The organism is Bacteroidota bacterium (genome assembly GCA_013360915.1).
Taxonomy (GTDB): Bacteria; Bacteroidota; JABWAT01; order JABWAT01; family JABWAT01; genus JABWAT01.
Map to the genome: position 1 here is coordinate 17,150 of JABWAT010000011.1, position 25,612 is coordinate 42,761.

Below are 25,612 nucleotides of genomic sequence, written 5' to 3' on the forward strand. Positions count from 1 at the left end.
GTTAGTTGGTGGAACCAATAGCCAGGTAAAGGTCAGGATATTTTTAATCAGGTTAATATATTGATGACACCACGTCATTATCAGGGAAATCGGGTATGATTCAGCAAGCGTTAAAGAAAATTGTCGAGGGGCATCACCTCAGCCGGAATGAAGCGTATCAGGTGATGAATGATATCATGTCGGGGCAGGCATTGCCAACCCAGATTGCCGGGTATTTAATTGCCCTGCGCATGAAGGGGGAAGTGGTCGATGAAATCGTCGGGTCGGCACAGGCCATGCGCGATTTTGCCACGGTGGTGAAACCAACCGTTTCGCCGCTGGTTGATACCTGCGGAACGGGTGGGGATGCTTCGGGAACGTTTAACATTTCCACCGCGGCCGCCTTTGTGGCAGCCGGTGCCGGCGTGAAAGTCGCCAAACATGGCAACCGGGCGGTTTCGTCGAAATCGGGTAGTGCCGACGTGCTTCAGGCGCTTGGAATCAACATTTCCCTGAATGCCGACCAGATGGCCCGTTGTGTCGATGAAACCGGAATCGGATTTCTTTTCGCCCAGACGCTTCATCCTGCCATGAAACATGCCATCGGTCCACGGAAGGAAATGGGAGTCCGCACAATCTTTAACATGCTGGGTCCGTTAACCAATCCGGCCCGTGCCCGCAGGCAGGTCATCGGGGTGTTTCATCCCGGTCTGACTGAGTTGTTTGCTGAAGTGCTTCAGGCCATGGGGTCTGAACATGTGCTGGTGGCTCACGGAACCGGTGGCTATGATGAACTGTCGGTGACCGGTCAAACCGTGCTGACCGAACTGAAATCGGGCGAAATCCGGACGTACCGCATCAATCCGATCGAATTTCATCTGCCGGACTACCGTCATGAAGACCTGCTGGGCGGAACGCCGGAGGACAATGCGGCCATCATCCGGGATATTTTTGCCGGCAGGCGCGATGGTGCCGGGCGGGCCATGGTAGCTTTGAATGCCGGGGCTGCCATTTATGTGTCGGGTCTGACTGGCAGTCTGTTCGAAGGATATGAACTGGCACAGGCCTCGATCAGTGACGGACTGGCGCTGGATAAAATGGAAACATTGGCTAACTTCAGTCAAACCTTTACTGAGGGGAAACCGGTATGACATACATGGTGACTGCGCATATTCCCGAGCTGACCGATCGGATGATCGATCTGATTCCGGACCACCGTGCCAGGGTGAACGGACACATGCTCAACCGCCGGATCATCGGCTATACACTGGCGGCCGACCGCAGCATGCTGTGGATAGTCATCCTTGCTGATAGTCTGGAAAAAGCCGATGACATCATGCAGTCCCTTCCGCTGACTCCGTATCTGAAGTACACCATTCATGAAACCGTTTTTCATGAAGTGATCCCCGGCGGGGTTCCCGCCATTTCGCAGAATTAATCCTTTCCCCAATCCGGAGGTCCGGTGGTTCCCTTTCTTCCCGCCCTGATCCAGATGGCCAGGTGGCTGTTCCCCGGCATGAAACTGGAGCAATCGGGGCCGTTTCTTGAACTGGCTGCGAAATACGGACAGCCGGCCGATCATGCCTTGCCATCGGAAATTCTGAGTCTCGGACTTAAAATGTTTGGCCGCGGTTTATACACCCAACTGGCCTGGCAGACGCGCACTCACTGGAAATGGCCGTACTGGCTGATGCGTCAGGGGAATCCGGCCGATCCGCAGTTTCAGGCGGTGGCCCATCTGATCATCTGCCAGAACCGGGTTTTCAGAAATTGGACCCTGCTCGGTCTGCCAAACCACACCGAACGTCTGGTGGTCGATCCTGGCATGATGATGACCCCCTTGCGTGACGGCTTTTCCATCGAGTTCTGGTTGCAGGAAGGCGATCATCTGGTTCCGCTGTTCGATGGCCCGCCCGAACCTGACAGTTACATTTCCAACCGGTTTCCGTTAATCCGCCGGCAGATGACCACTGCAAAGGGCGTGGGAATCCGCCAAAATGTGTTTGTCTCGACGGTGGCAGGTTTTGATTTCGGATTCACCCGCCTGAAAATCCGCAATACCACTCACCGGATGCAGTCGGTTAAAATCTGGATGTCAGTCCGGCCGTACAACCCCGAAGGGATTTCCCCGGTCTACGACGTGCGTTACGAAGAGGGAAGGCGGTTGTGGTGGGTGAATCAGCAGCCGGCGGTGATTTCACCAGATACCCCAACGGTGGTTCTGGCCGGCAGTGACAAGGCGGGTGATGTCTGGAACATGCCCATGAAAAAGCGTCCGGTGATGAAGGATTCCTGTCCGATGGGGCTGGCAACTGCGGCATCGGTCTTTCACCTGAATATCCTGGCCGGTGACATCGAGAATCTGGATTTTGCCTTTCCGCTGGCGGTTTCGGATGGTTTGCAGGCATTGGATTGGGAAGATCCAGAGATGTTTAACTACAGCCGGGCTAAGAACCGGTTTTACTACCGATGGAACCGGGAATGGGATCATGCGCTGTCGATTTCGATTCCGGATGAACAACTTCAGCCGGTGACGACCTCGGCGATCGGTTATCAATCGTTATTTGTGCAGGGGTCTGCCCTGATTCCGGGCTACCTGATTTATCAGGATTTCTGGTTCAGGGATGCCGCCTTTCTGGGAATGGTCCTGCTGAAATCGGGACAGGCAGCACCCGTGAAGGCGTTGCTTCTGGCAGCACCTGCCCGGCAAAAGCCCGATGGCTTTTTTGAAAGCCAGGAAGGAGAGTGGGATTCGAACGGACAGTTGCTCTGGTTAGCCGGTCAGTACTGGAGGTATACCCGGGATCAGGAAACCATCCTTCACATTTGGAATGAGCTGGTTCAGGGCGCACGATGGATTCAGAAAAAACGCATTCAGGCCGGACCCGACCACGAGATCAGGGGCTTGCTACCTGCCGGATTCAGTGCCGAACATTTCGGGGCAAATGATTTTTACTATTGGGATAATTTCTGGAGCCTGGCCGGTCTGGATTCGCTCGCTATGCTGGCTGCACAAACCGGACAACCGGCCCAGCTTCAATGGTTGGACCGGGAAAGGGAGGAATACCGGACAACCCTTTTCCGATCGGTCCGATTGGTCGCGCGGGATGGAAACGGAGCGGTTCCGGCTTCACCCAAGCGACATGCCGATGCAGGTTCAATCGGCATTCTGGCAGCTTTGTACCCGCTTCAGCTGGTTGAGTTTTCCGATCCGCTCATCACGGAATCCTGTCGTTTTCTCATCAGCCGGTTTATGACCACGGGACGGTTTTTTCATCCGGTGGCGCATACTGGAGTGAATGTCTATCTCTCACTTCACCTGCTTCGGTTTTATTTGTACCAGCGGGATCCGGTCCTGTGGACTCATTTACGTTCTCTGGCAGAAACAGCCACACCGACGTACACCTGGCCTGAAGCGTTTCATCCGACACTCGGAGGCGGGGTGATGGGAGAGGGCCATCATGGATGGGCCAATGCAGAATGGGTTTCCATGGTACGAGATTGTCTGGTATGTGACTGGCAGGATGAACTCTGGCTGACACCCGTAACCGATCCGGAATGGTTTGCCAGGCCGGATGGTCTGGTCGAAATAAAAAACACGGGAACTCCGTTCGGAACGGTCAGCTGCCGGTTGGAATGGACCGAAACGGCTCTTTTCCTGAAATGGTCCTGTGAGTTTCATCAGACACCGTCGGTCATCCGGTGGTTTTTACCGGACCGGGTCAGACAACAACTGACCGATTCAGAGCCTTTTCCTGCGGACGGATTACGGATCGGGGAACCCTCGGGAAGTCTGAATCTGCGTCGGCAGATCCCTTAATCCCGGTCGTCCTCACTCAGGTCGATGGTTGTGGCTGAATCGGTCACCGTGGGCAGAATGGCCACTTTGGCGGGTCCGGTGATCTGAATCGATTCCCAATTCAATCCGCTGAAATTAGCAGAATCCAGCCGATCGGCCCGGACCATTTTCCCTGCAATAAAATCCATCGTTTCCACAACGGCGGGTGACAGGGTGCCTGAACGGAAACGGCGGGCATATTTCTTAGGAGAGGGAACTAGTGTTGCCAGGAAGAAGCTTTCTTCCGGCGTGAGGGTCGTTGCCGGTTTATTGAAGTAGAACCGGGCGGCCGGACCGATTCCGTACACACCGGGACCCCATTCAATCATGTTCAGGTAGATTTCCAGCATTCGTTCCTTACTCACCGGCCGCTGATACTCGAGCAGCCAGGTAATGACCAGTTCCTGAAATTTCCGGGCCAGGTTTTTCCGCCGGTTCAGATAGAGATTCTTAACCAGCTGCATGGAAATGGTGGAGGCACCCCGGCGGAAACCCCGGCTTTCCAGATTGGCGATCAGGGCCAACCGGAAGGCTTCCGGATTGAATCCGCGATGATTGAAAAACTGACCATCTTCATTGGTCAGAACAGCACCGGTCAGATGTGAAGGAATGGCTGAAAAGGGAACAAAGTCCGGGTTCTGTGTACCAATCAGAACGGTTCCGGCCGAATCGGTTCCGTCGTACACGGTCTGATAAAAGGTGGTATCCAGCCGGTTGAAATCCACACCCGGTGAGAGCACACTGAATTGACGGGTCAGAACCGTTCCTTCCAGTTTAAGACTATCCAACTGATTAAAATCGACCTGTATGGACAGGTCATACCCCAGTTCACCAGAAAATCTGAACTCGGTAAGCGGACCCAGGATGGCATCGGGCAGGGACCGGCGGAACAGGACCATGCCGGCAGGTTCAAGATTCAGGCCAGAGGTGATCACCGGTTTATCCTGATTTTCATCCAGTGTAAAGTCATGGTTCACCTGAAGATCGCCGGGGTTGAATTCGGACCGGATTTCCATCAGATTTCCAGAAGGAAAGGACACCGTTGTTTTGCCCCGGAAGGCCCGGAACAGAACAGGCTGAACGGCCAGACCGGGATGAGAAAACATCAGCTGCTGATAGCCGCCTTCGAAAGTGAAACTGGATGATCCATCCGATGTCATGGTAAATGCACCGGCTTTGCCCGTAAGGACGAGGGGTTTTTCGATGGGCAGGGGAAGCGTCAGCCGGAACGGATCGTTGATCAGAATGGAAAGCGAATCCCCGTGAATAGTCCCGGTTGCCTGAAGCACATTCTGCGGACTTTTCAGCCGGATGGACAGTTGGTTGTTTCCGATAAGAGTAACCAGCGAGTCGAGCCGCCAGTCATAATCGGGAGTCTGAATGCGCATGCGGGTATTGGTGACCGATACCTGCGGAATCTGATCGGCAGAAAGCCGGTTGAGCAACCAACGAAGGGGACCGGTGATTTTGGGGAAACCCGTTGCAGTTGTGTCGGAAGGCAGGTCTTGTTGTCTTATGTCTGAAAAATTCCAGCGTCCCGATGCATCGCGTACCAGATAAATGCTGGCACTATCCATCCGGAAGGAGTCGGGAATGCGGCTGAAAGTCCAGAACTGACTCCAGGAAAGAGTGACTTCGAGCAGCCGGGCGGACATGAGTGATTGTTTGCCGGATTGATTTCCTGAAAGATCCAGGCCCTTCAGTCGGATGGTGAGTCCATCGACCTCGAGAGACTGGTAAGTGGCCGTTCCGTTCCATCTTGCTTCAAGAGAGGTCAGCTGACGATCGAGGACGTACCGGATGGCTGTTGGCCACAGCAGAACCGCTGCCAGAAACAGAACCAGCAGGCTCGAAAACAGGATCAGACTGATTTTGATCAGAAAATGTGTATTTTTCATGGCTTCAAAGTTACTCAATCCCTGCAAGGATGACGAATGAACGCCGGTTTTTGGAATGATCGATACAGTCAGACCTCCTTTCTGTACGGGGAAGAACCCAATGAATTCCTGCGTGAGGCTGCGGTGGTTCTGAAATCAGGTTCACATGTGTTGAGTCTCGGAGAAGGTGAAGGGCGGAATGCGGTCTGGCTGGCTCGCAACGGTTACCGGGTAACGGCGGTTGATCAGTCCGTCATGGGACGCGACAAGGCGCTTCAGCTGGCTTCAAAACACCAGATCCGGCTCGATTACCAGATTCAATCAGTTCAATCGGGTCCGTGGATGGCTGATTCCTGGGATGGCATCGTGAACATTTTCTGTCATCTGCCTTCTGCGGACAGGCATCTGGTCTATGCAGGTATCCATCAATCACTCAAACCGGGTGGCTATTTTATTTCAGAGCAATTTTCCCCTGAACAGTTATACTATCAGTCGGGCGGACCCAAAGATGCGGACATGCTGGTGACACCAGAAGAGATCCGGCGTGAATTCGGAACCGGTTATGAGATCATCCGGTTAGAAGGTTGTGTGATTCAACTTGATGAGGGCCATCATTCAGGTCCCGGATCGGTAACCCGTGTGGTGGTGCGGAAACAATGAATAAACTGATTCTGCTCGGAGCCGGATTTGCAGCCGAGGCCATTCGTGACCGGTTTCTTGAAACCCCGGTCGAGATTCATGGGACCTCCCGGCATCCGAAATCAGATTCCTGGATCAATCTTCGGTTTGATCTCTCCGATAAAGGCACGTGGTCTTCCATCCCGGAAGGCAGTGATCTGATATGGACGTTCCCGGCGGTTCCTGAAGAGCAGGTTCGGGAGTTTCATGCCTTTTTAAAAAGCCGGGATTCGGTGATCCGTGTGGTGCTCGGGACCACCAGTTGCTACCTGCCTGAAACCGGGGAAATTACCGAGCTATCCCCGGTCAATCACTCTACGGAACGGGTCCGGTCCGAACTGTTTCTGAAGGAACAGGGTGCCAACTGGCTGGTTTGTTCCGGTCTGTGGGGGTATGGCAAACATCCGTATGAATGGTTGGCCAAGGGGCTGATCAGGAACCGGAACAAGACCGTCAACCTGATTCACGTCAGCGATCTGGCTGAGTACATTCAGCGGTTGCTGGTGACGGGAGATCAGGGTCTGCAGTTAAATGTATCGGATGGAAAAGCCTGGTGGTGGCGCGATCTGGTTGCGAATGCACGCCGGTCCTACCTGTTTTTCGGTGAAAACCCCGATGATGGTCCCGAGCAATACCGTCTGATCAGGAACGATCGGTTGGTGGCCCTTCTCGGGCAGCACCATTTTCATACCCCATTTCTGGTTGAGGACGAAGGCCTTACGCCGGATCTTCCCAAGTAAACTCAATATCGGGTTCATCGTCCATGTCGGTGGACGACAGAAAAATACTTTCCAGATCGGTTTTCTGCTGCAGGGATTGCAGCTCGGAGCGGATGGTTCCGATTTCACCCGACAGAACCAATTCACCATGATGGATAATGGCCAGATGGGTCATCACGGCCTCGAGTTGTGAGAGGACGTGACTGGAAAGAAACACCGTTCCGCCCGCCTGTGCATAACTGGTCAGCAGACGTCTGATCCGCCGGGTTCCTGCAGGATCAACCGATTCGAAAGGTTCATCGAGGATCAGCAGTTTCGGGTGGGCCATCATGGCGCAGAGCAGGCCGAGTTTTTTGCGCATGCCCGAAGAAAAATCACCAGCCAGTTTCGAATCGGCTGTATCGACTCCCAGCCACCGTCCCAGCCGTGCCATCCGCTGATTAATGGAACGTTCATTCAATCCGGAGAGGCGACCAAACCAGGAGGCATTTTCACCGGCGGTCATCAGATCATGAAGGGCGGGTTCAGAAAACAACACGCCGACAGCCTGGCGGTCTTCTGCCGTCAGATTGTCAACCGATTTGCCAAAAATCCGGATAGAGCCAGAAGTCGGTTCGGTCAGACGGCTGATCATCCGGATGGTGGTGGTTTTTCCGGCCCCGTTTGGTCCCAGAAAACCAAAAATGCATCCGGTGGGAACGGTCAGATCGAGGTGGTTCACAGCGGTTCCCGACGGCCACGATTTGGTCAGACCGGAGAGTTCAATGGCAGGAATCATGTAAGCTCCGTGTATCGCGAAATGAAAGCATGTCTGCCCCTGTACCAGATCTGAGCCAGCAGGTAAGGCATGGCTGCAAACGACAGGGCCAGATAGATCAGGCAGGATGCGAGGACCATCCACAGGTTTGGTGAACCGGGTCCCATCAGTGTCAGCAGCGATTGTCCGCCCAGCATGACCAGCACACCCCCGAAAAGGATCAGATTAAAAATCATGGTTCCTGCTGTTCTGGGAGACCGGCCTGACCGCGAGGGGAACCGTGGGAACAGCCATGGGTTCAACAGAAGCAGTCCGTCGGCAATGAAAAGAGCCAGTGCCACAGCCAGCAGAATGCGGGTGGTCAGAAATTCGATCAGAACCGATCCGGCAAGTCCCGGCATGGTGGGCAGATTGATCAGAATGGCGATGATTATAACCACCGGAATCTGCACCAGTTTAAAGGGAATCATCAGCGTGCGCAGTTTATCGGGATGGGTGAGGTGCGTCAGGCCAAATGAACCGAGTAATCCGAGACCGTAGGCCCAGAATCCAGCGGCGAACACCAAAACCACCGACCGGCCATCGGTTTCCATCAGTTGTTGAAGCGGACTCAGATTCCATGCGTCGCGGTTGCTGACCAGAGCGATGACGGGAAAGACCAGCATCATCAGACCAAAGGTGGGATGCCGGAACAGGATGGCCAGCCAGGGGGAGCCAATGGGTGTTCGTCGCACAACCGATCCGGGTGCAGAGGGTTTGCTGCTCATGGACTCTTCGGTGGTTGAAAGGGAAAGAAACGCCTTCCAGTCCAGCCAGATCAGGCCGGTCCAGGCAAGGAAGATCCAGAAAATACCGGAAAGTGCTGGTTCCATCATGGAATTCACCACCGGCCGGCTGAACCACCAGGAAGTGATGGATTCGACCCGGTACTCGCTGGTGCTGCGGTCACCGGTCCAGAATACGAATCCGAAATATAAAATCAGAAATGCAGCCAGTAACCCCCGCTGCTGGTTCCGGGTGCGGGTAAATCCGATCACAAGGCTGGTAACCAGGCGTGACAGCATGGAAAGCAAGGTCACCCATAAAAACAACAGGAACATGGCCGGAAGTACCTTTTCCGGGGGGAAAAAGGTCAGTGCCAAGCCGGAAAAAAGGCTGAAGGGGAACCAGAAGGAGGTTTGCATCAGACGGTCGGCCCAATCGGCCAGATACCAATTCAAATCGGGCACGGGCAGGTACCGGAACTGCAGATCACGCGGAATCATCATGGTGGGTGACCGAAGCGGAAGCAGCAAGGCAAACAGCGAGGAGAGAAACAGGAGAAACCCCCAGAAGGCATGACCATCCAACTCTCTGATGGAGGCGATGGCATTTCCGGCGAAGGCACCGGCAATCCACTGAAAACCAATGAACAGCAGACTGAGAACGGCCATGACCACCAGACCCCACCGTTTCCGCCGGACGATCTGGTTTTTCAGCAGCAGAAACCGACCCTGAATCAGGGTTACCAGCAGGTGGGGATGAATGGAGTTTCTCATCCCAATTGGCGATAGGCCTCGGCCAGTTTTTCCAGATTTTCGCGCACCGACTGGGCTTTTTCCTTTTCTGCATCCAGCACTGCAGCAGGTGCTTTTGCCAGAAATCCCGGATTGTTCAGTTTGGCCTCGGTACCTTTCAGAATGCCGGTCAACCGGTCGATCTCCTTCTGAAGACGGGCTTTTTCGGCACCGGTATCGATAAGTCCTTCAAGCGGAATAAACAATTCCTGCCCGGCTACCACAATGGACCCAGCCTTTTCGGGTTTTACCATCGACGGATCGGCTTCGATGGATGCCACACGGGCCAGTTTTTCGAAATAGATTTTGTTGTCGAGAAACAGAGAGGTGAATCCGGCGTCGGTTGTTCTGACCTGCAGACTGATGGGTTTTCCCGGCGGCACATTCATTTCCACACGGACATTCCGGATGGAATTGATGCACTGCTGAATAAAGGCCATGTCGCGTGCAGCGATTTCGTTGGTATATCGCTCATCTGAAACCGGGTATGCATCGTACAGAATGGTGGCTCCGGCCGGACGAGTTTTGAGATTTTGCCAGACTTCCTCGGTGATGTAGGGCATAAACGGATGAAGCAGTTTCATCAGATCGCCGAAAATGCGGATGGCCAGACCCAGTGTCTGGTTTTTTACATCGGGATCCTGACCATACAGTCGCGGTTTGATCAGCTCAAGATACCAGTCGCAGAAATCACCCCAGATAACCTCATAAATGGTATTGATAACCTCATTCATCCGGTAACGGGAGTAAAGAGACTCGGTTTCTCTGATGGCCATCTGCAGTCGGTGAACCATCCAGCGATCGGCCAGGTCGGAAAGGGAAGCCGGCAACTGATCATCGAACCGGTTGGACTCATCGGTAAACTGATCCAGAAACCGGAAGGCATTCCAGATTTTGTTGGCAAAATTTCGTCCCTGTTCCAGACGTTCTTCATCGAAATGAACATCGGTTCCCTGGGGAGCCATCTGCATGATACCAACCCGTAGTCCGTCGGCGCCATACGTTTTAATCAGGTCGAGCGGTTCGGGGGAATTTCCGAGGGATTTCGACATTTTGCGGCCGATTTTATCCCGGATAATGCCGGTGAAATACACGTTTCTGAACGGGACTTTTCCCGTGAAGTACAGGGAGGACATGACCATCCGGGCTACCCAGAAGAAAATGATGTCGGGTCCGGTGACCAGATCATTGGTCGGGTAGTAGGATTTCAGGTACAGGGAGTCTTCCGGCCAGTCCAGTGTGGAAAATGGCCATAACTGCGAGGAAAACCAGGTGTCGAGCACATCTTCATCCTGACGGATGCTGGTGGACTTACACGATTCGCAGACGGTCGGATCTTCCATGGCACAGGTAATATGACCACAGGAATCGCAGTACCAGACCGGAATTCTGTGTCCCCACCAGAGTTGCCGGGAAATGCACCAGTCTTTGATATTGGTCATCCAGTGTTCGTAGGTCTTCACCCACCGTTCCGGGTAAAATTGGATATCGCCATTCCGGACAGCCTCGAGGGCTGGTTTGGCGAGGGGTTCCATTTTCACAAACCATTGGTCACTGAGCCGGGGTTCAATCACCACATCGGCCCGTTCTGAATAGCCGATTTTATTGGGGTGATCCTGAATTTTTTCGAGCAGACCGGCTGCTTCAAAATCGGCAACCACCTTTTTGCGGGCATCGAACCGGTCGAGTCCGCGGTAGGCTGGCGGTACCTCCTCATTCAGACTGGCATCGGGATTCATGATGTTGATCATGGGCAAGTGATGCCGCAGTGCCATTTCATAGTCGTTGGGGTCGTGAGCCGGGGTGATTTTTACCACGCCGGTTCCAAAGGCCGGATCGACATAACTGTCGGCTATGACCGGAATTTTCCGTCCTGTGAGTGGCAGATCAATCTGTTTGCCAATCAGGGCCGTGTAGCGTTCGTCGGATGGATTAACGGCCACGGCTGTATCACCCAGCATGGTTTCCGGACGGGTGGTGGCCACCACCACGTGACCCGATCCATCGGCCAGCGGATACCGGAAAAAATACAGTTTCGAGTTCTGCTCTTTGTAAATCACTTCTTCATCGGAGAGCGCCGTCATGGAAGCGGGGCACCAGTTGATGAGCCGGTTTCCGCGGTAAATCAGGCCGGCCTGGTACCATTCCACGAAAACTTTCCGGACGGCACGGGACAGTCCTTCATCCATGGTAAACCGGCTGCGATCCCAATCGCAGGAAAGTCCCAGGTTCTGAAACTGGTTAAAGATGATTCCGCCGTACTTTTCCTTCCATTGCCAGACACGGGCAATGAATGCATCGCGTCCGAGATCGTGGCGGGTTTTCCCTTCTTCCTGACGGAGTGTGCGTTCAACACGGGTCTGCGTGGCGATTCCGGCATGATCCATTCCCGGCTGCCAGAGTACATCCATTCCTTTCATGCGTGCTTTGCGGCTCAGAACATCCTGAATGGTCAGGTTGAGCACGTGACCCATGTGAAGCACGCCGGTGACATTCGGAGGGGGAATCATGATGCAGTATTTTTCCTTTGAAGAAGCAGCATCTGACCGGAAATGACCATTCTGTAGCCAGGCGGAATAACGGGTGGTTTCGACCTGACTGGGATCGTAAATTTTTGCAGTACTCATGTGGATCGATTTAATTGAGAGGAAAGGCAGTCCGGTATGCGGAATGCATCCGGTGAAAGCCGGTCCGTTCTGCAGCGATCAGCCGTAAATCGGGTGATCACTGCAGCGGGAAATCCGGAAAAAAATCAGGGAGTCACCACCCCTTGTGTCTTAAGGGTATCGGTGGTTGCCTGAACCAGGGAATCTTTGTATTGCTGAAGCACCTTTTGAGTTTCACGGGCAATCTGCTCGCGACGGATGGAGTATTTGTATTTATTCGGTGAAACCGGTGCGGTTCCCTGGGTAACGAAGGTTCCGAACGTACCATCATTGTAGTACATCCACACATCAAATCCCGGAACCAGTTCATCGATCAGCATGGTTTTTTCTGCCAGATCGCGGGCGGTTTTTTCATCGAGACTTTTCTCGTTTTTAAGATACAGCATCACCAGATCGAAGTGCGTATCACCAGCTTTAACGCGGCGTGGTACCGGTAATTTATCGCGGAGTTCGGCAACCTGGCCGGCCAGATCCCAGACTTCGGCATTTTTATCAACAATCTGCTGCAGAAGACCGCGGTAACTCACGTTTTCTTCCATCTGAAGCAACTCGGAAAGCACCTGTTGCTGCTTTTCACTGAAACCGAGCGAATCGACGCCGGTCAGTGCCACCCGCTGAGAGGGAGGTACCTGGGTGTTGTATTCCCGGACCAGTTGTCTGATTTCCTGGTTCACCGATACAATCTGATTGTTTTTGGCATCCAGTTTCTGAACCAGTTCCTGAAACTCCTGAACATTGGCCGGTTCTGATGAACAGGCGGTCAGAATGGCAAGACCAGCCAGAGCGAGAAATGAAGAGAAAGTTTTCATGGTTGTAATGATCCGTTTATGGAAAAAAGGTGATGAACCTGCAAATATAGAAAAAAGATAGGGACTGATCATTTTCTGAACGGTCGGGGCGTTTCAGTTCTGATCGAGGCGTCCGACCAGGGTCAGAATCCAGTTACTCACCCGGCTGATCTTTTCATAGTCGAGCAGGTCGGCCGTGTCATCGGACCGGTGATAATCATTGGCCGGAGAATACCGGAACTGGTTTTCACCCATTCCATCGGTGATAAAAACCACAGGGATTCCCTTTTCGGCAAAGGGGTAGTGGTCGCTCCGGTAATACACATCGGCCGAACTGCGATCCGAGTTCATCCGGTAAGAGTGATGAAGGGCCAGTTTTCCGTTTAGTGATTCGACCTGTTTCTGAAAATCGGCTTTCAGTCGGTCATGGCCTACCACTTCGATGGAATCGGGGTGCTCACGACCCACCATGTCCGCATTGATCATGGCAACAACCTGACTGAGGGAAGGCAATACCGGTGTGGGGTCGGCTGCAAAGTGAATGGCTCCCATCAAACCCTTTTCCTCCCCGCCAAAAAAGACGAATACCAGATTGTGCCGGTGTTTCCAGCCAGATTGCCTGATCTGACGGATGGATTCGATCAGTGCCGCAACACCCGATGCATTGTCATCGGCTCCCGGATAGTAAACACCCCCCGGCCTGGACCCCAGATGATCGAGATGGGCACCAATGACGATGGTCTTTGGATCCGGATCCTGACCGGGTAACTGAACCACCAGATTGGCATACTCTTTTTCGTTCTGGCGTATTCTGATCTGAACGGCCGCGGTAAAACTGGTATCCGGTTGCCGGATGAAGGCTTTGCCGAGTTTTTCCGACACCAGTTTCGACAGAACGACGGCCGGGAAAGGATCTTCCACAAAGTCGGTCCCGGAAAAGGAAGCCGGATTCATGGTAAACCACGACAGGTTTTCGGGCCAGTCGTGAATTTCATCGGGGGATTGAAGCAGAAATACCACTTCGGGGTTAACGGAAACGGATTTACCCAGCATGGAATGATAGGACCGGAACCAATCACCCGATTCGGTTACCGGCATGATCACCATCGGAAGGTTGATTGCTTCACCCGTTGGTTCAGCGAAAAAGCGAAGGGGTCCCTGCTGATCCACCACCATCGGACCGGGAGGGTTAAACAGATAATAATCAGTGCCGAAGAGGAGGGAGTGATCTCCGATTGTGATCAGCGTCGAATCGGTATTGGTGGTGAGTTCCTGTACCCGGAAGGGCTGCATGGTGATGTTGGAATCGTTAATAAACGGAGTCATCAATCCATGAAGGGTATCAAGCGTAATTTTTTCGAAAGGGCTGCCGCTTTCACGTCCACCGAGGGCTGGTGAGGTCAGAACCTGCACATATTTACGGATTGAATCGGGTGAGGATGCCCACGGAATGTCGGGTGGTGCATCGGACCGAAACTGGGAGGAACACCCGGTCATCAGCGCAATGAACAACCACTTAAGCCTTCTCATCACCAATCCGGATCACGGTGGAAGAAAGCTCAAAATCAGCCGGGTCATTCGTTGCCAGAAAGATAAGCGTGGAAGACCGCATATCTGCCAGGATGGATTCAAACCAGTTCCTGCCGGACTGATCTAGATTTGAAAATGGTTCATCAAGTAACAGCAGGTGAGGTGCATGCATACAGGCTGTCAGCAATTTCAATCGCTGGGTCATGCCGGAGGACCATTGGCGAACGGGTTTATTCCAATCAGAGGCCGACAGTCCGGAGGATGCCTTCCAGGAGTCAAGCCGTGCATCTGGGGTAAGCTGCCGGGAGTCAGCAGCCAGTCTCAGGGTTTCCTCTCCCGTCAGTTCGGCATACAACCTCACGGGCGGACTCACATACCCGCACCAGAGATGGCGGTTCAGTTTCGTGTATTGACCGGAAGGGGACAGATGTACTTTTCCTTCGAGGGAATCGGCCAGTAAACCGGTCATGCGTAACAACGTCGACTTGCCTGCTCCGTTGCGGCCGGTGACCAAAACAAAATCTCCGGTCTGAAAGTGACCATTCAGGTGACGGAAGAGCCAGTTCCTGCTGAACCGGTGACCAAGATCCTCGAAGGAAACCGCGATCATGGACGGATCACGGCCAGTTTGGCAAACAGGGGTTTCCGGTCACCCGATTCGACCCGGATGAGGTACATGCCAGTTCCCGCCTGAGCAATCCAGGAGGTAACCGGAATGGAAATGCGGTCAGAAAACGGTTGGGTGGTCTGATCATACACCACATGCCCATCGACAGTGGCGATGGTAACCGACACCGGTTTCATGGGGGTTACGTTCAGAATATTAATGAATGGGGTGGATCCGGCAATAACCGGATTGGGTCCGATAATCATATCGGGAATAAATGTGGGTGGATTGAACCGGAAGATCGGGACCGACTCGACCTGGTTTTTGTCCGGGTTGTAAATTCCGGCCCGCAAATAGGTGCCCAGTGATTTGCTTTCCAATCCAACAACCAGTCGTGTGGATGCATCCAGGTAAAAGCCTTCACCGGGGCCATATTCAAAATATAAATTTAGTGTATCGGACTGAACAGAAAATCCTTCGGAAGAAAACCGGATAAAATCGCCATTGGTTACAGCCAAAGGCCATGTTTTACCGTTGTGTTTCACCCATTTAATGGTATAACCGGTTGGGAATAACCTTGAAAAAGTAATTAAACCAGAATCACTGCGCAGTGTATCGCTGTTATTGGTCCGGAAAGAGGGAAAAAACGGGCTTTCAGCCATCAGGTTTTTCCCGATGGCAGCAGTCCCGGTGATGCTAGCCGAGACGGCAAAGTCATTGTAGAGATCTTCCATGGACCGGCCGAAAGTGGAAATAGCCGATTGTGCCATGGCCACCGACGGAGACCGGGTTTTCAGGTTTCGCAGAATCGAGGTACAATAATCGAGGGATTTTTTTACGCCGTACCGGTCACGCAGATACTGAAAAAAAATGGTCATGGAATAAATCAGATTCGAGGTCTTTCCATGAATGTATTGGCTGGGTGTTGAATAAAATCCGTTACGCAGATAAAACCGGTAATCGTTGATTGAATCGTACACCACTTCCTCAAAAAATGTGGCGCTCATTTCATAGTAGAAAAGAAAATCGGATGTGGATCCCATCCAGATTCCGGATTGCATATGAAGAACGTGATAGAATTCATGGGCCAGGGTTACCCTGATCATATCCATTCCGGTGGTGTTCAGGATATTCAGTTTGGAATTGATTTCAATGTAATCAGCCTTTACCTGTTCAGGATAGGTTGATCCCGTTGTATAAACGGTTTGCCCATAGGTTCCGCCGCCCAGATTCCTGAAATAAACCGGGATAGAGTCGAGAAACGTCAGGGGTAAATTCTGGTCGGTGACTTCGATCTTGAAAATGTTCTCGATCTCGACCAGTGAAGAATCGATAAAATCATTGATTCCGTTAAAATTTTTGTCTGCAACCGGCAGGGCATCGGTTCCCGATTCGGTGTAGTACAAACGGAAACGTCCCGATGAAGAAACCACCCGTTTCATTCCCTCAAGAACCGGAGTCTGAATTTTACTGAAGGCAGAATGAGAAATCAGCCGGCACTTTCCAAAGTCGGTGGTATCGGCTTCATGCGCAGAAACCGACAGAGGAATCAGGAAGGAAAGAAAAAGTACCAGTCTGATCATTTGGCCTGGAGTCTGAGTTCACGCCGCTGAAGGGCTTTTTCGAATCGACGGCGTTCTTCGTCGGTTTCCGGTTCGATCGGGATGATGCGTACCGGGTGATTGTCGGCATCGAGTGCTACAAAAGTCAAATAGGCCGAGTTGGTGTGTTTGCGGTCGCCGGTCATGAGGTTTTCGCTGTAAATTTTCACACCGACTTCCATGGAGGAATTGAACACTCGGTTCACACTGGCTTTAATCACCACAGCCTGTCCGAGCCGGATGCTGTTATTGAACGAAATAGAATCGATGGAACGGGTTACCACCGGCCGGTTGCAATGTCTCATGGCTGCCATGGCGGCGGCGATATCAATCCAGTGCATCAGCCGGCCACCGGACAGGTTGCCGTGGTGATTGGTATCCTGAGGAGTCACCAACTCGGTCATTTCAACGATGGAATCTTTTACTTTTTTCATGTGGGGTGTGTTTAAAGTCGCTGTGACTGGAATCCGTTTTCGTTCAGTAACTGGTTGGCACGGGTCCAGTCTGTTTCAGTGGAAAATGAAAGCCGGAATGCGCCTTGTAACCCTTCCCGGACTTTGATCAGTTCCATGTCGCGGATGTTGATCCCGTTTTCATAAAGCAGCTTGCTCATGGTAAAAATAACCCCGGGCTGGTCTTCGACCAAAACCATCAGGTCAAACAGCGGATGGATGAACCCTTTGGTGTTCCTGGGGATGCTGTCACGGGTGAACCGGGCTTCGGAAAACCGCTTCATCAGGTCGGTGAGATCTCCGGTTTCCAATTGCTGCTCCATGCCGGAAAGGAAACGGATAAAACCACTCAGTTTCTGCTGAATCACCGGCCGGTTTGCCGAGAGAATGTCCTTCCAGATTCCTTCCGGACTTGAGGCGATGCGGGTCATGTCGCGGAATCCGCCGGCTGCCAGTTGAAGGTAGGCCGGATTGTCTTTCTGATGGGCCGCCACAAAACCCACCAGAGCGACGGCCAGAAGCTGGGGCAGATGGGAAATGGTCGCGGCAATCTCATCGTGGATCGCCGGTTCCAGAATCAGGGGAAGGGCCCCGACCGACTGAAGCAACCGCTCGAAGTCGTTCAGAATGTCCCAGTCCCCATTGACCGGCGGGGTCAGCACATACACCGCATTTTCATACATGACAGGATTGAAGTGACGCGCAGATTGTTTTTCAGACCCGGTCATGGGATGGCCACCGAAATATTTCAATCCGAGTGAACCAGCCTGCCCGTGAAAGGACGATTTAACGCTTCCGATGTCGGTGATCCACCCCGGATATCCCAGGGCATTTAACCGCTGAAGTTCCTTTGAAATCACGGTGACCGGGGTGGCAATGATCACCAGACAGGAGTCCGGATGGGAAATGCCTTCAACCGTCAGCGCTGAATCCAGGATGGCTTTTTCTACGCCGAAACCGGCACCATCATCAGCCGATTCTGCGGTTAACCGTATGGCCGGGTGGGATCTGCGGATGGCCGCCGATAAGGACGAAGCCATCAGACCAAATCCGATAAAGTGGATATGCTGAATCATCGGGCAAAGTTCACCTTCGGGGGCCCGAATATCAATCTGTGAGGGATTCCAGGCTGTCTGCCAGACGGTTTCTTTCTGAAAACCTGTTCATTCTGCATCCGATCTGTATCTTTGCCCCTGTTTTAAAGAGCCGGGAAGGGAACGATCTGCTTCCCGTGTCGTCCCAACCGTGTTTATCAGGACTTGTTATGAAATTCATTGCCTATCTGTTTCCCATCCTCCTTTTTTCGGCATGTTCACCCGGTCTGGAAACCTCCCGCCCGACACCCGAGAACCGGGAAGCCAGCCTGAAAAGTCTGGTGGCCACCGAAATCCGGTTCGACAGTCTTTCCGTGTCTGGTGGACACAAGATGGCCTTCCTGCGATTTCTTGCCGATTCATCCATTCTGTTCCGGCCCGGACCCGTGAACGGAAAAAAATGGTATGCTGCCCAGAAGGAATCTAAAGGTACCCTGAAATGGACACCCGATCTGGCGGATGTATCCGCATCAGGCGATCTGGGCTATACGGTTGGTCCGTTTTCGTTTCAACCCGATACGATTCCCTGTTCCAACCGGATGGCTGGCTGTTCCTGGGGGTACTATGTGGGCATCTGGCAGCGTACCAATCCGGGCGACTGGAAACTGGTTCTGAATTACGGAGTCCGTTCGTCCCATGAGGAAAAAATTGAACATCCCGATATTCATCCGCTGGTGGTCCCGGATACCACCATGACACCGGGCCTGCCACAGGCATGGACCATCGATTCGGTTTTTGCCTTAGAATCATCCTGGCCAGATACATCAAAGAAGGATAAATGGACGTTTAATGACCGGATGGTTGCAGCCATGCATCCGCAGGCAAGTCTCTACCGGACCAATCAGCACCCGAAAAAGGTGGAGTTCAATAATCAGGATTTTGATTGGTTTATTTCTGGGACGGCCGGATTTCCCACCATTGAACCCATGGGAGGTGCCATGTCGGCTGCCGGAGATCTGGCTTATACTTACGGGCTGATTACCGTGTATAACAGCAATTATGTGCCGTATCCCGAGCCGTATTATTATGTGAACATCTGGCAGAAGGATTCATCGGGAAAGTTCCGCCTGATTTTTAATCTGGCCAACCGTCAGCCGGCGATGAAAAAGAAATGAGTAAGCAACCGGTTTACCGTCCGGTGACCCGGGCAGATTCGGACCGGCTCCAGAAACTTTACCGGGAAGTCGCCGCCTTCCCGGGTGGAATCGCCCGCCGTCCGGATGAAATCACCTCTTCCTGGTGCGATCAGGTGATTCTGCACTCCTCCACCCGGGGAATTTCACTTGCCATTGAAGATGAAGCCGGTGACTTCCTGGCCGAGATTCATGGATGGAAACCAGGACCAGAGGCTTTTTCGCACGTGATCGGCGATGTGACCATGGCTGTGCATCTTTCGGCACAGGGAAAAGGGTTGGGCCGTCTGATTCTGAATGGCTTTATTGGGGAAATCCGTAAAAAATTCCCAGATGTGTGCCGCATTGAACTGGCCGTCAGGGAAAGCAACCGTCGTGCGCAGGAGTTGTACGCTTCTGTCGGATTTAAAAGAGAAGGGGTGCTCGAAAAACGGATTGTATCGGCAAAGGGAACCCTTGAATCGGATTACCTGATGGCACTGGTCTGGTAACTGGTTCTCAGATCATGTCGCGCATGAGCTCGGGACGTGGTTGGGCAATGACCAGTTTATTTACCAGTGCACCTTTTTCAGTCAGAACCGCTGCCCCGGTTTCCACCGCAGTTTTTACCGAGGAAACATCGCCGGTAACTGAAAAAAACGCCTTCCCGCCCAAAGCCATGGCCAGCCGCAATTCAATCAGATCGACCGACGCCGATTTCACAGCCTGATCGGCCGCTTCGATGAGTGCTGCAATGTTGAAGGATTCACAGATTCCCAATGCATCGAGGAAAGTGGCGGTGGACTGACCCGATATGCCACGAAGGACTGACGGGTCGACATTGGGAATGACGAAATGATCGATGAGAAAGAACTTCACTTCGGCGCAGGCATTTTCCACGGCAGTTTTCACCGCTGCAACTTCTCCCGAAATCAGCACCATGTATTTTCCCGAACAGATGGTACGTGAGAGCATCAGGTTTACGTTGGCCGATTTCAGCATCACATCGGCTGCCTGATAGCCGGCTGTAATGCTGCTGAGTTCAATGAGTCCGATCGATGTGGCAGGATAAGTGATCATAAAACCAATTTCTTTTTCAGATTCTGAATGTTTCCGGTCAGGCCGGATTGATAATGAGCCATTTTGCGTTGATTTCACCAACGGTGCCGCTGATGCTGGCATGGATTCCGGCACCCAATTGACCGGCGGGCGGACTGGCGAGCAAATCACCTGCACGGACCTTCTGGCCGGATTTTACCACCGCCTCTGCAGGAATGCCGGCGTGTTGCTTAAGTAGAATTTTTACGCTGCCGGCTGGCTGATTCCAGGTTTTCAGTGGGGTGTGATGATCAAATTCTTCGAGCCCGAGGCGTTTGATCAGCCGCTTTAACGGTACACGACGGCCTTCCTTCATGGGGTGCACTTCAGGAGCAGTGGGTTGCTGAAATTTAAATCCCGACTGCCGGTTGGCCGCCTTTGACTGGTCGCAGGCTTCTTTTGGAAACAAGTCTTCCGGGCAGGCATAAAGTGTGCAGAGACCGCAGGCACAGCATAAATCAGCATAGGCATTCCACCGGTTATCCTCCGATCCGGTAAAACCAAGCGACCGCATCACCTTGTGCGGCAGAACCTGATAACCCAACAGATATCGCGGACAGTAATCGGTGCAGTAACTGCACTGATCGCAGGCAGACTGCCCGATTTTATGCTTCACTTTATCGGGTAAGGACTTTCGTTCAATCAGACGGTGGGAACGTGGAAGCACAATCAGTCCGGCGGTTGTTTTTGTTACCACTTCCGTGAGGTCAAAGGTGAGTGATCCCATCATGACTCCGCCCACGAACACTCCCCAATCGGAGACCGTGGGTCCGCCTGCCATTCTGATCAGGGAGCCGAAATCGGTTCCGATGGGAACCCAGGCCGAAAAGGGTTCTTTCACAGCACCGGTTACGCAGAGGAATTTTTGGGTAACTGATTTTCCTTCTGCTGCCATGCCGGCCTGAAAGCACGATTCGGTGTTGTTGACCACACAACCGACCTGAAGAGGAATGCCACCAGGCGGAATCAGCCGGCCGGTGGCCGCATAGACAATTTCGTACTCATCACCCGACGGATAGAAATCACCCAATTCAAAAATGGTCATCCGGTCGTCGGGCAGTTCTTTCCGGATGGCATCGATGGCCGCTTTATTTTTCGATTTGATGCAAAAAAATCCGCGCGAGGCACCAACCGATTCCATCATCCGGTAAGCTCCCCTGACGATCGGTCCGGGGAAGTGCACCATCAATTCGAAATCTTTATGAATAAGGGGTTCACATTCGGCCCCGTTTACCAGGAAGGTATCGGCCTTTGAATTGGCTTTGATGTGAGTGGGGAATCCGGCTCCTCCGGCTCCGACCACTCCGGCAGCTTGTAACTGTTCAGTAAAGGTCATGCCGGAAGATACGGAACGGTCCGGATAAAGGGTAGATGGAACCGCGGTCTGTGCGGTCTGGTTATTTTGCTGGTTCCCAATAACACCGTTTGGGAGATACAATAGCACCTTCCGTTTTAAGTTTGGTCATCAGTTTATCAACCTCTTTCCGGTCAATGCCGGTCAGGTCGGCGATTTGTCCGTTGCTGACGGGAGTCCCAGCCTTTTTCATGGCGTCGAGAATTCTGGCTTTGCTATCCATGATGAAGTCCTTTTAAATGGAAAATTCAAGAATACAAAGGATTGGGAAAATGAAGAAAGCCGGGAGGATTAGAATTGGGTTAAAGCCGGGGATTGACGGGGACCTATTCCTCCATCCGGACTTGTGTGGTATCACCCTTCCATCTGGAGTCGAGCCAATCACGGCTGATTCGGACCAGTCGTGATGTGAGGTCTTTTTTTCGTGGATGCATGTGACCTTCATTGAGGTTAATGATGGAGGTGGGTCCGCTGGCCTGTGCCTGCATCCTGAGTGCCAGATCAAAGGGAATCAGATCATCCTGTTTACCATTGATAAATAACTTTTCCGCTTTCATCCCGGGCAGGTAAAGATCCGGATCGATGGGATGAATACTGAGGGCTGCCAGCCAGGAAACCGGTGTGCGTTGCCAGTCGGGGAGTTTTTTCATGTTGTGCCGGATAATGGCATACAAATCAGATCCGCCATACGCAATAACCGCCGGGCCTGTCGGAAGGTGTGCTTCTTCCATCAACCGGTAAGAAGCCGGAATAAAAAATGCACCGAAGGAGTAACCCAATACGGAAAGGGCGGTGGTATCGGCCCAGGATTGTCCTGCCGCCCAGTTCATGATGGTGGCCACCTGACCGGGAACGGCCAGAATGGCATTCCGGATGGCAGGAATTTCTTCAATCACCGTTCCCTCGTACCAATAGGTGGGGCTGTACGGATATTCATAGGCCAGCAGGGCAACAGGTCCGTGCTGCTCAATGTAAGTGAGGCTGGCCCGGCCGATCTCCAATCCACCCAGAATCAGAACCACTGGAATCCGGCCGGAAAGTGAATCGGGCAGAGAGACCGTCCATCGGATGGTATCCCCCGTTGAAACCGGCATGTCGTAATCGGTGTAAGTCCGGATATCTCCCGGCAGTTCAACGGAGTAGGGTGTTGGATTTTCGGTTGGCTGAAGTGAATAACCGGGACGGATAGCATCCAACGGATCGCGCACCAGTTGCCAGGAAATCCAGACCACTGCAGGAATCAGAAGGACCAGAAGAAAAAGTCCGGTCCAGGACAGATACCTGAGCAGACGTTTCATGGGAATCAGCCCCAGAGTTGCCTGACGACCATCAGAACAAGAATGACCAGTTTAAGGGCGTGCTCGATCCCGTTGGCTACTGATAATTTACCGAGCAGAGCCTCTGAACGAAACGCATCGGCTTTGAGTTTTCTCCAGGTTGGGTAGGTCATTCCATGAGAAATTCCGAGGAGTACAATGGTCAGAAGCAACCCGATATGGATGCCCGGGTGAACGGCTTTAAACCCGCCCAGAACAAAAATCAGAACAAATCCGGTAACAAACGTGATCAGACCTGACCATAAAGTCAGCCGGTTGAGCGCATCAATCCGGTTGGTCAGGCTGTTGGTTTCGCCGGCTGCAATGGCCGAGCGGATGTCGCGGCCCAGAAGAAGAGGGGCACCGATCCAGATGGCCATGGAAAAAACGTGAATGAGTTTCAGCAGCGGATACAGTAAGTCCATAGAGCTCCCGGTTTTATTTCACCCCGATAAGTCAGAAATGGTCTGAATGGTTCCGGAAAGACCTGTTTATCAGCGGAGAAAGACCAATTTTCCGGTCCGGACCAGATTCTGATGTTCCACATGTATGAAATAAATCCCGGAGGAACAGGAAACGCCCTGTTCATTTTTACCATTCCATCTGATCATGGAACCCGTCACATTCAGAGTGACGATTTTCTGACCGGTTACCGAATAAATGGCCGCAGAAATGGCCTCGCCGCTGTTTACTCCGCTCAGACCGATGTGAACTTCCGGATTGAAAGGATTCGGCCAGATGGTATCAATCCTGAAACCGGTGGGCCTGTCCGGACTTTCCTCTGTGTGCGTGTGAATTCCATCGGTGATTTCAATGTCATCCAGCCAGATAGTCTCACCCGTCATGGCTTTTTGTTCGGCCACAATTTCCAGTTTATCGATGGATTTCCAGTCGAACAATCCCTTCGGATCATGCCATGCATTTTCATCCCAGGAACCCGATTCCTGAAAAGAGGAAAGCGGAATCTTCACCGTTTTCCAGTCGGTTCCCCAGTTGACTGTGGGAGCTTGCAGAATAACCCGGTTCCGCCAGGGATGATCCCCCGTTCCTGTTTTGGTGTCGATGAATCTGACTTCCAGCTGATTGACACCTGCGGTTCCTTTGATCTTCATCTTCAGGTAATACCCGCCGGTCCTGAGTCTGGAAAAATCCCTGTTTCCTGCGAACCGGAATCCGAAGGTTCCGTATTGTGGCAGGTTTTTCATTTCGATGGCATGCATGCCGGTTCCTCCCGTATTTCGGGTATGAAGGGAAACCGTGCCAGTGGGGGACCAGCTGGTGTTATCCAGTCCATGATGAAGGAAATCACTGTAAATGGAAACCGGCAGCGTATCAGGTCGCTGAATCCAGGCTGTTTGGGGTGGGGCTGTGAATCCCAGCGCTTCAACCAGCGGCAGATTCAGATCATGATGGAACCGTTCGGCAGAACCGGGAACGAACAGTCCGAATCCGCCCTGATAGTCCCAGATGGTCCAGGCGATGGAATCGGCTTCGAGTTGTTTCCGGACTGTTTCATACCAACGTGCCCGGTCATCGGTGGTTGAAAAATGGTTTAAAATGCCAAATTCACCACAATACAGAATCTGGTTTTTTGTGCGTCGGTAACTGGCAGGAATTTCCAATTTTTCCTGAACCCAGCTGTCTTTTCCTTCGTTTTTATAGTTGTTAAAGCTGGATTCAATCCAGGTTCCCTTATAAACATCCGGCAGCACCGGCATTCGTCCCGCATCATAGGGGTAGGGAAGTCCGCCCAGATGTTCAAGTGACGGATCGGTCCAGTTGGCCCCCTGATGAGTCAGCAGAAACGGATCATAAAAATGAAACGTCACGATTACCTTCGGATCGGTAAAAACCGGCAGGGTTGAAAGCTGATTATATGAATTGAAATCAACCGGACCGGCGATAATCCACCGGTCGGAATCAATGGCCCGGATGGCGGAAAGAACGTCATTCTGAATCAGATTCCACGTAGAAGCGCTGATTGCGTGCGGTTCATTCAGGATTTCGAAAACCACCTTTGGCCAGGATCCTTTATATCGGGTTGCGATGGATTTCCATGCTGGCTTCATCCAGTTGATCACTGTCGGAGGGGTGGGAATGGATGGATCGAACGTGTGGTTATCGACAATCAGGTACAGGTCAAGGGAATCGGACCAATGAATCACCTGATCAAGAAAGAAAAGGAAGGTTGAATCGGGCTCATAGCCCGGGCCCGGACCCAACATCATCTGCAGGTCGATGGGCAGCCGGATGACATCGGCACCCAGGCTTTTTATTTCTTCGAAGGTGTGACGGTTATATTTTCCGAATGAAATGGTCTGTGGTGTGACCCACTGAAACCATCCGGTCAGATTGACTCCGCGGTGAAAGGGAGGTTCCTGCGCCGCGGAGGAACCGGAAGCAAGTAATAAAACGGTCAGTATGAAGGATTTCATGATTGTCTGCAGTAAAGGGTTGGTCTTTGGTTCAGAATCAGCGAATGAATTCACCATTGTCAATTCCGGAAAACGGGTTTAGTCTACTTCCCGGAACTGTGATGGACTTTGACTGGTTCTCAGGCAATATCGGACATTTGTATCTCTGAAAGAAT

23 protein-coding genes are annotated in these 25,612 nt (G+C 52.5%); 7 read left to right on the top strand and 16 right to left on the bottom strand.

Annotated features, from left to right (window positions below):
• Positions 1-95: 95 nt before the first annotated feature.
• From trpD to HUU10_11640, 3 genes are read left to right on the top strand one after another with little or no spacing between them, the layout of a single operon-like run.
• Positions 96-1,130, top strand: a complete 1,035-nt coding sequence (gene trpD, locus HUU10_11630) for an anthranilate phosphoribosyltransferase (GenBank protein ID NUQ82250.1) — start codon at positions 96-98, stop codon at positions 1,128-1,130.
• Positions 1,127-1,417, top strand: a complete 291-nt coding sequence (locus HUU10_11635; protein ID NUQ82251.1) for a hypothetical protein — start codon at positions 1,127-1,129, stop codon at positions 1,415-1,417. The genes trpD and HUU10_11635 overlap by 4 nt, the downstream gene beginning before the upstream one ends.
• A 24-nt stretch (positions 1,418-1,441) precedes the next feature.
• Positions 1,442-3,799 (top strand): hypothetical protein, encoded by a 2,358-nt coding sequence (locus tag HUU10_11640; GenBank protein ID NUQ82252.1) that lies wholly within the window; start codon positions 1,442-1,444, stop codon positions 3,797-3,799.
• Here HUU10_11640 and HUU10_11645 read toward each other — a convergent pair.
• Positions 3,796-5,715, bottom strand: a complete 1,920-nt coding sequence (locus tag HUU10_11645) for a transglycosylase domain-containing protein (protein NUQ82253.1) — start codon at positions 5,713-5,715, stop codon at positions 3,796-3,798. The genes HUU10_11640 and HUU10_11645 overlap by 4 nt on opposite strands.
• 36 nt (positions 5,716-5,751) lie before the next feature.
• Here HUU10_11645 and HUU10_11650 point away from each other — a divergent pair, with 36 nt between their 5' ends.
• Positions 5,752-6,354: a methyltransferase domain-containing protein gene (locus tag HUU10_11650; protein NUQ82254.1), complete on the top strand. Its 603-nt coding sequence runs from the start codon at positions 5,752-5,754 to the stop codon at positions 6,352-6,354.
• Entirely contained in the window at positions 6,351-7,112 is a 762-nt protein-coding gene (locus HUU10_11655) for a hypothetical protein (GenBank protein ID NUQ82255.1), read from the top strand. Before HUU10_11650 ends, HUU10_11655 begins: the two co-directional genes overlap by 4 nt.
• On the opposite strand, the gene HUU10_11660 is transcribed toward HUU10_11655, so the two are convergent.
• From HUU10_11660 to HUU10_11700, 9 genes are all read right to left on the bottom strand, one after another.
• A complete protein-coding gene (locus HUU10_11660; GenBank protein NUQ82256.1) occupies positions 7,090-7,869 on the bottom strand; it encodes an ABC transporter ATP-binding protein in 780 nt (259 codons plus the stop codon). The genes HUU10_11655 and HUU10_11660 overlap by 23 nt on opposite strands.
• Positions 7,866-9,386, bottom strand: a complete 1,521-nt coding sequence (locus tag HUU10_11665) for a hypothetical protein (protein ID NUQ82257.1) — start codon at positions 9,384-9,386, stop codon at positions 7,866-7,868. Before HUU10_11665 ends, HUU10_11660 begins: the two co-directional genes overlap by 4 nt.
• Positions 9,383-12,031, bottom strand: a complete 2,649-nt coding sequence (locus tag HUU10_11670; GenBank protein NUQ82258.1) for a valine--tRNA ligase — start codon at positions 12,029-12,031, stop codon at positions 9,383-9,385. Before HUU10_11670 ends, HUU10_11665 begins: the two co-directional genes overlap by 4 nt.
• A gap of 125 nt (positions 12,032-12,156) precedes the next feature.
• On the bottom strand, positions 12,157-12,879 hold the full coding sequence (locus HUU10_11675; GenBank protein ID NUQ82259.1) for a hypothetical protein: 723 nt from the start codon (positions 12,877-12,879) through the stop codon (positions 12,157-12,159).
• Between the two features lie 93 nt (positions 12,880-12,972).
• Positions 12,973-14,388 carry a M20/M25/M40 family metallo-hydrolase gene (locus HUU10_11680; protein NUQ82260.1) on the bottom strand — a complete coding sequence of 472 codons (1,416 nt, stop codon included), beginning with the start codon at positions 14,386-14,388 and terminating at the stop codon, positions 12,973-12,975.
• On the bottom strand, positions 14,375-14,998 hold the full coding sequence (locus tag HUU10_11685; GenBank protein NUQ82261.1) for an ATP-binding cassette domain-containing protein: 624 nt from the start codon (positions 14,996-14,998) through the stop codon (positions 14,375-14,377). Before HUU10_11685 ends, HUU10_11680 begins: the two co-directional genes overlap by 14 nt.
• Positions 14,995-16,578, bottom strand: a complete 1,584-nt coding sequence (locus HUU10_11690) for a T9SS type A sorting domain-containing protein (protein NUQ82262.1) — start codon at positions 16,576-16,578, stop codon at positions 14,995-14,997. The genes HUU10_11685 and HUU10_11690 overlap by 4 nt, the downstream gene beginning before the upstream one ends.
• Positions 16,575-17,030, bottom strand: coding sequence for an acyl-CoA thioesterase (locus HUU10_11695; GenBank protein NUQ82263.1), 456 nt, complete (start codon positions 17,028-17,030; stop codon positions 16,575-16,577). Before HUU10_11695 ends, HUU10_11690 begins: the two co-directional genes overlap by 4 nt.
• Positions 17,031-17,041: 11 nt before the next feature.
• Positions 17,042-18,124, bottom strand: a complete 1,083-nt coding sequence (locus tag HUU10_11700) for a prephenate dehydrogenase/arogenate dehydrogenase family protein (GenBank protein NUQ82264.1) — start codon at positions 18,122-18,124, stop codon at positions 17,042-17,044.
• A 188-nt stretch (positions 18,125-18,312) separates the two neighbouring features.
• Between HUU10_11700 and HUU10_11705 the strand changes: the two genes are divergently transcribed.
• Positions 18,313-19,257 (top strand): hypothetical protein, encoded by a 945-nt coding sequence (locus HUU10_11705; protein ID NUQ82265.1) that lies wholly within the window; start codon positions 18,313-18,315, stop codon positions 19,255-19,257.
• A complete protein-coding gene (locus HUU10_11710) occupies positions 19,254-19,766 on the top strand; it encodes a GNAT family N-acetyltransferase (protein NUQ82266.1) in 513 nt (170 codons plus the stop codon). Before HUU10_11705 ends, HUU10_11710 begins: the two co-directional genes overlap by 4 nt.
• A 7-nt stretch (positions 19,767-19,773) precedes the next feature.
• Here HUU10_11710 and HUU10_11715 read toward each other — a convergent pair whose 3' ends face one another.
• The 6 genes from HUU10_11715 to HUU10_11740 all read right to left on the bottom strand — a co-directional run bounded on the left by HUU10_11715 (position 19,774) and on the right by HUU10_11740 (position 25,457).
• Entirely contained in the window at positions 19,774-20,334 is a 561-nt protein-coding gene (locus tag HUU10_11715) for a BMC domain-containing protein (protein ID NUQ82267.1), read from the bottom strand.
• A 37-nt stretch (positions 20,335-20,371) separates the two neighbouring features.
• A complete protein-coding gene (locus tag HUU10_11720) occupies positions 20,372-21,688 on the bottom strand; it encodes an SLBB domain-containing protein (GenBank protein ID NUQ82268.1) in 1,317 nt (438 codons plus the stop codon).
• 61 nt (positions 21,689-21,749) lie between these two features.
• On the bottom strand, positions 21,750-21,929 hold the full coding sequence (locus HUU10_11725; GenBank protein NUQ82269.1) for a MarR family transcriptional regulator: 180 nt from the start codon (positions 21,927-21,929) through the stop codon (positions 21,750-21,752).
• A 103-nt stretch (positions 21,930-22,032) separates the two neighbouring features.
• Positions 22,033-23,004 carry a hypothetical protein gene (locus tag HUU10_11730; protein ID NUQ82270.1) on the bottom strand — a complete coding sequence of 324 codons (972 nt, stop codon included), beginning with the start codon at positions 23,002-23,004 and terminating at the stop codon, positions 22,033-22,035.
• 5 nt (positions 23,005-23,009) lie between these two features.
• Complete coding sequence (locus HUU10_11735; GenBank protein ID NUQ82271.1) at positions 23,010-23,447, bottom strand: hypothetical protein; 438 nt, start codon at positions 23,445-23,447, stop codon at positions 23,010-23,012.
• 69 nt (positions 23,448-23,516) lie between these two features.
• Positions 23,517-25,457, bottom strand: a complete 1,941-nt coding sequence (locus HUU10_11740; protein ID NUQ82272.1) for a cellulase family glycosylhydrolase — start codon at positions 25,455-25,457, stop codon at positions 23,517-23,519.
• Positions 25,458-25,612 lie beyond the last annotated feature (155 nt).

Bases quoted from the DNA above. Each gene is read 5' to 3' on its own strand.
- HUU10_11715 (NUQ82267.1), bottom strand. From the start codon at position 20,334: ATGATCACTTATCCTGCCACATCGATCGGACTCATTGAACTCAGCAGC.
- HUU10_11645 (NUQ82253.1), bottom strand. From the start codon at position 5,715: ATGAAAAATACACATTTTCTGATCAAAATCAGTCTGATCCTGTTTTCG.
- HUU10_11685 (NUQ82261.1), bottom strand. From the start codon at position 14,998: ATGATCGCGGTTTCCTTCGAGGATCTTGGTCACCGGTTCAGCAGGAAC.
- HUU10_11725 (NUQ82269.1), bottom strand. From the start codon at position 21,929: ATGGATAGCAAAGCCAGAATTCTCGACGCCATGAAAAAGGCTGGGACT.
- HUU10_11650 (NUQ82254.1), top strand. From the start codon at position 5,752: ATGAACGCCGGTTTTTGGAATGATCGATACAGTCAGACCTCCTTTCTG.
- HUU10_11740 (NUQ82272.1), bottom strand. From the start codon at position 25,457: ATGAAATCCTTCATACTGACCGTTTTATTACTTGCTTCCGGTTCCTCC.
- HUU10_11635 (NUQ82251.1), top strand. From the start codon at position 1,127: ATGACATACATGGTGACTGCGCATATTCCCGAGCTGACCGATCGGATG.
- HUU10_11680 (NUQ82260.1), bottom strand. From the start codon at position 14,388: ATGAGAAGGCTTAAGTGGTTGTTCATTGCGCTGATGACCGGGTGTTCC.
- HUU10_11660 (NUQ82256.1), bottom strand. From the start codon at position 7,869: ATGATTCCTGCCATTGAACTCTCCGGTCTGACCAAATCGTGGCCGTCG.
- HUU10_11720 (NUQ82268.1), bottom strand. From the start codon at position 21,688: ATGACCTTTACTGAACAGTTACAAGCTGCCGGAGTGGTCGGAGCCGGA.
- HUU10_11670 (NUQ82258.1), bottom strand. From the start codon at position 12,031: ATGAGTACTGCAAAAATTTACGATCCCAGTCAGGTCGAAACCACCCGT.
- HUU10_11690 (NUQ82262.1), bottom strand. From the start codon at position 16,578: ATGATCAGACTGGTACTTTTTCTTTCCTTCCTGATTCCTCTGTCGGTT.
- HUU10_11655 (NUQ82255.1), top strand. From the start codon at position 6,351: ATGAATAAACTGATTCTGCTCGGAGCCGGATTTGCAGCCGAGGCCATT.
- HUU10_11665 (NUQ82257.1), bottom strand. From the start codon at position 9,386: ATGAGAAACTCCATTCATCCCCACCTGCTGGTAACCCTGATTCAGGGT.
- HUU10_11710 (NUQ82266.1), top strand. From the start codon at position 19,254: ATGAGTAAGCAACCGGTTTACCGTCCGGTGACCCGGGCAGATTCGGAC.
- HUU10_11730 (NUQ82270.1), bottom strand. From the start codon at position 23,004: ATGAAACGTCTGCTCAGGTATCTGTCCTGGACCGGACTTTTTCTTCTG.
- HUU10_11735 (NUQ82271.1), bottom strand. From the start codon at position 23,447: ATGGACTTACTGTATCCGCTGCTGAAACTCATTCACGTTTTTTCCATG.
- HUU10_11675 (NUQ82259.1), bottom strand. From the start codon at position 12,879: ATGAAAACTTTCTCTTCATTTCTCGCTCTGGCTGGTCTTGCCATTCTG.
- HUU10_11700 (NUQ82264.1), bottom strand. From the start codon at position 18,124: ATGATTCAGCATATCCACTTTATCGGATTTGGTCTGATGGCTTCGTCC.
- HUU10_11705 (NUQ82265.1), top strand. From the start codon at position 18,313: ATGAAATTCATTGCCTATCTGTTTCCCATCCTCCTTTTTTCGGCATGT.
- HUU10_11695 (NUQ82263.1), bottom strand. From the start codon at position 17,030: ATGAAAAAAGTAAAAGATTCCATCGTTGAAATGACCGAGTTGGTGACT.
- trpD (NUQ82250.1), top strand. From the start codon at position 96: ATGATTCAGCAAGCGTTAAAGAAAATTGTCGAGGGGCATCACCTCAGC.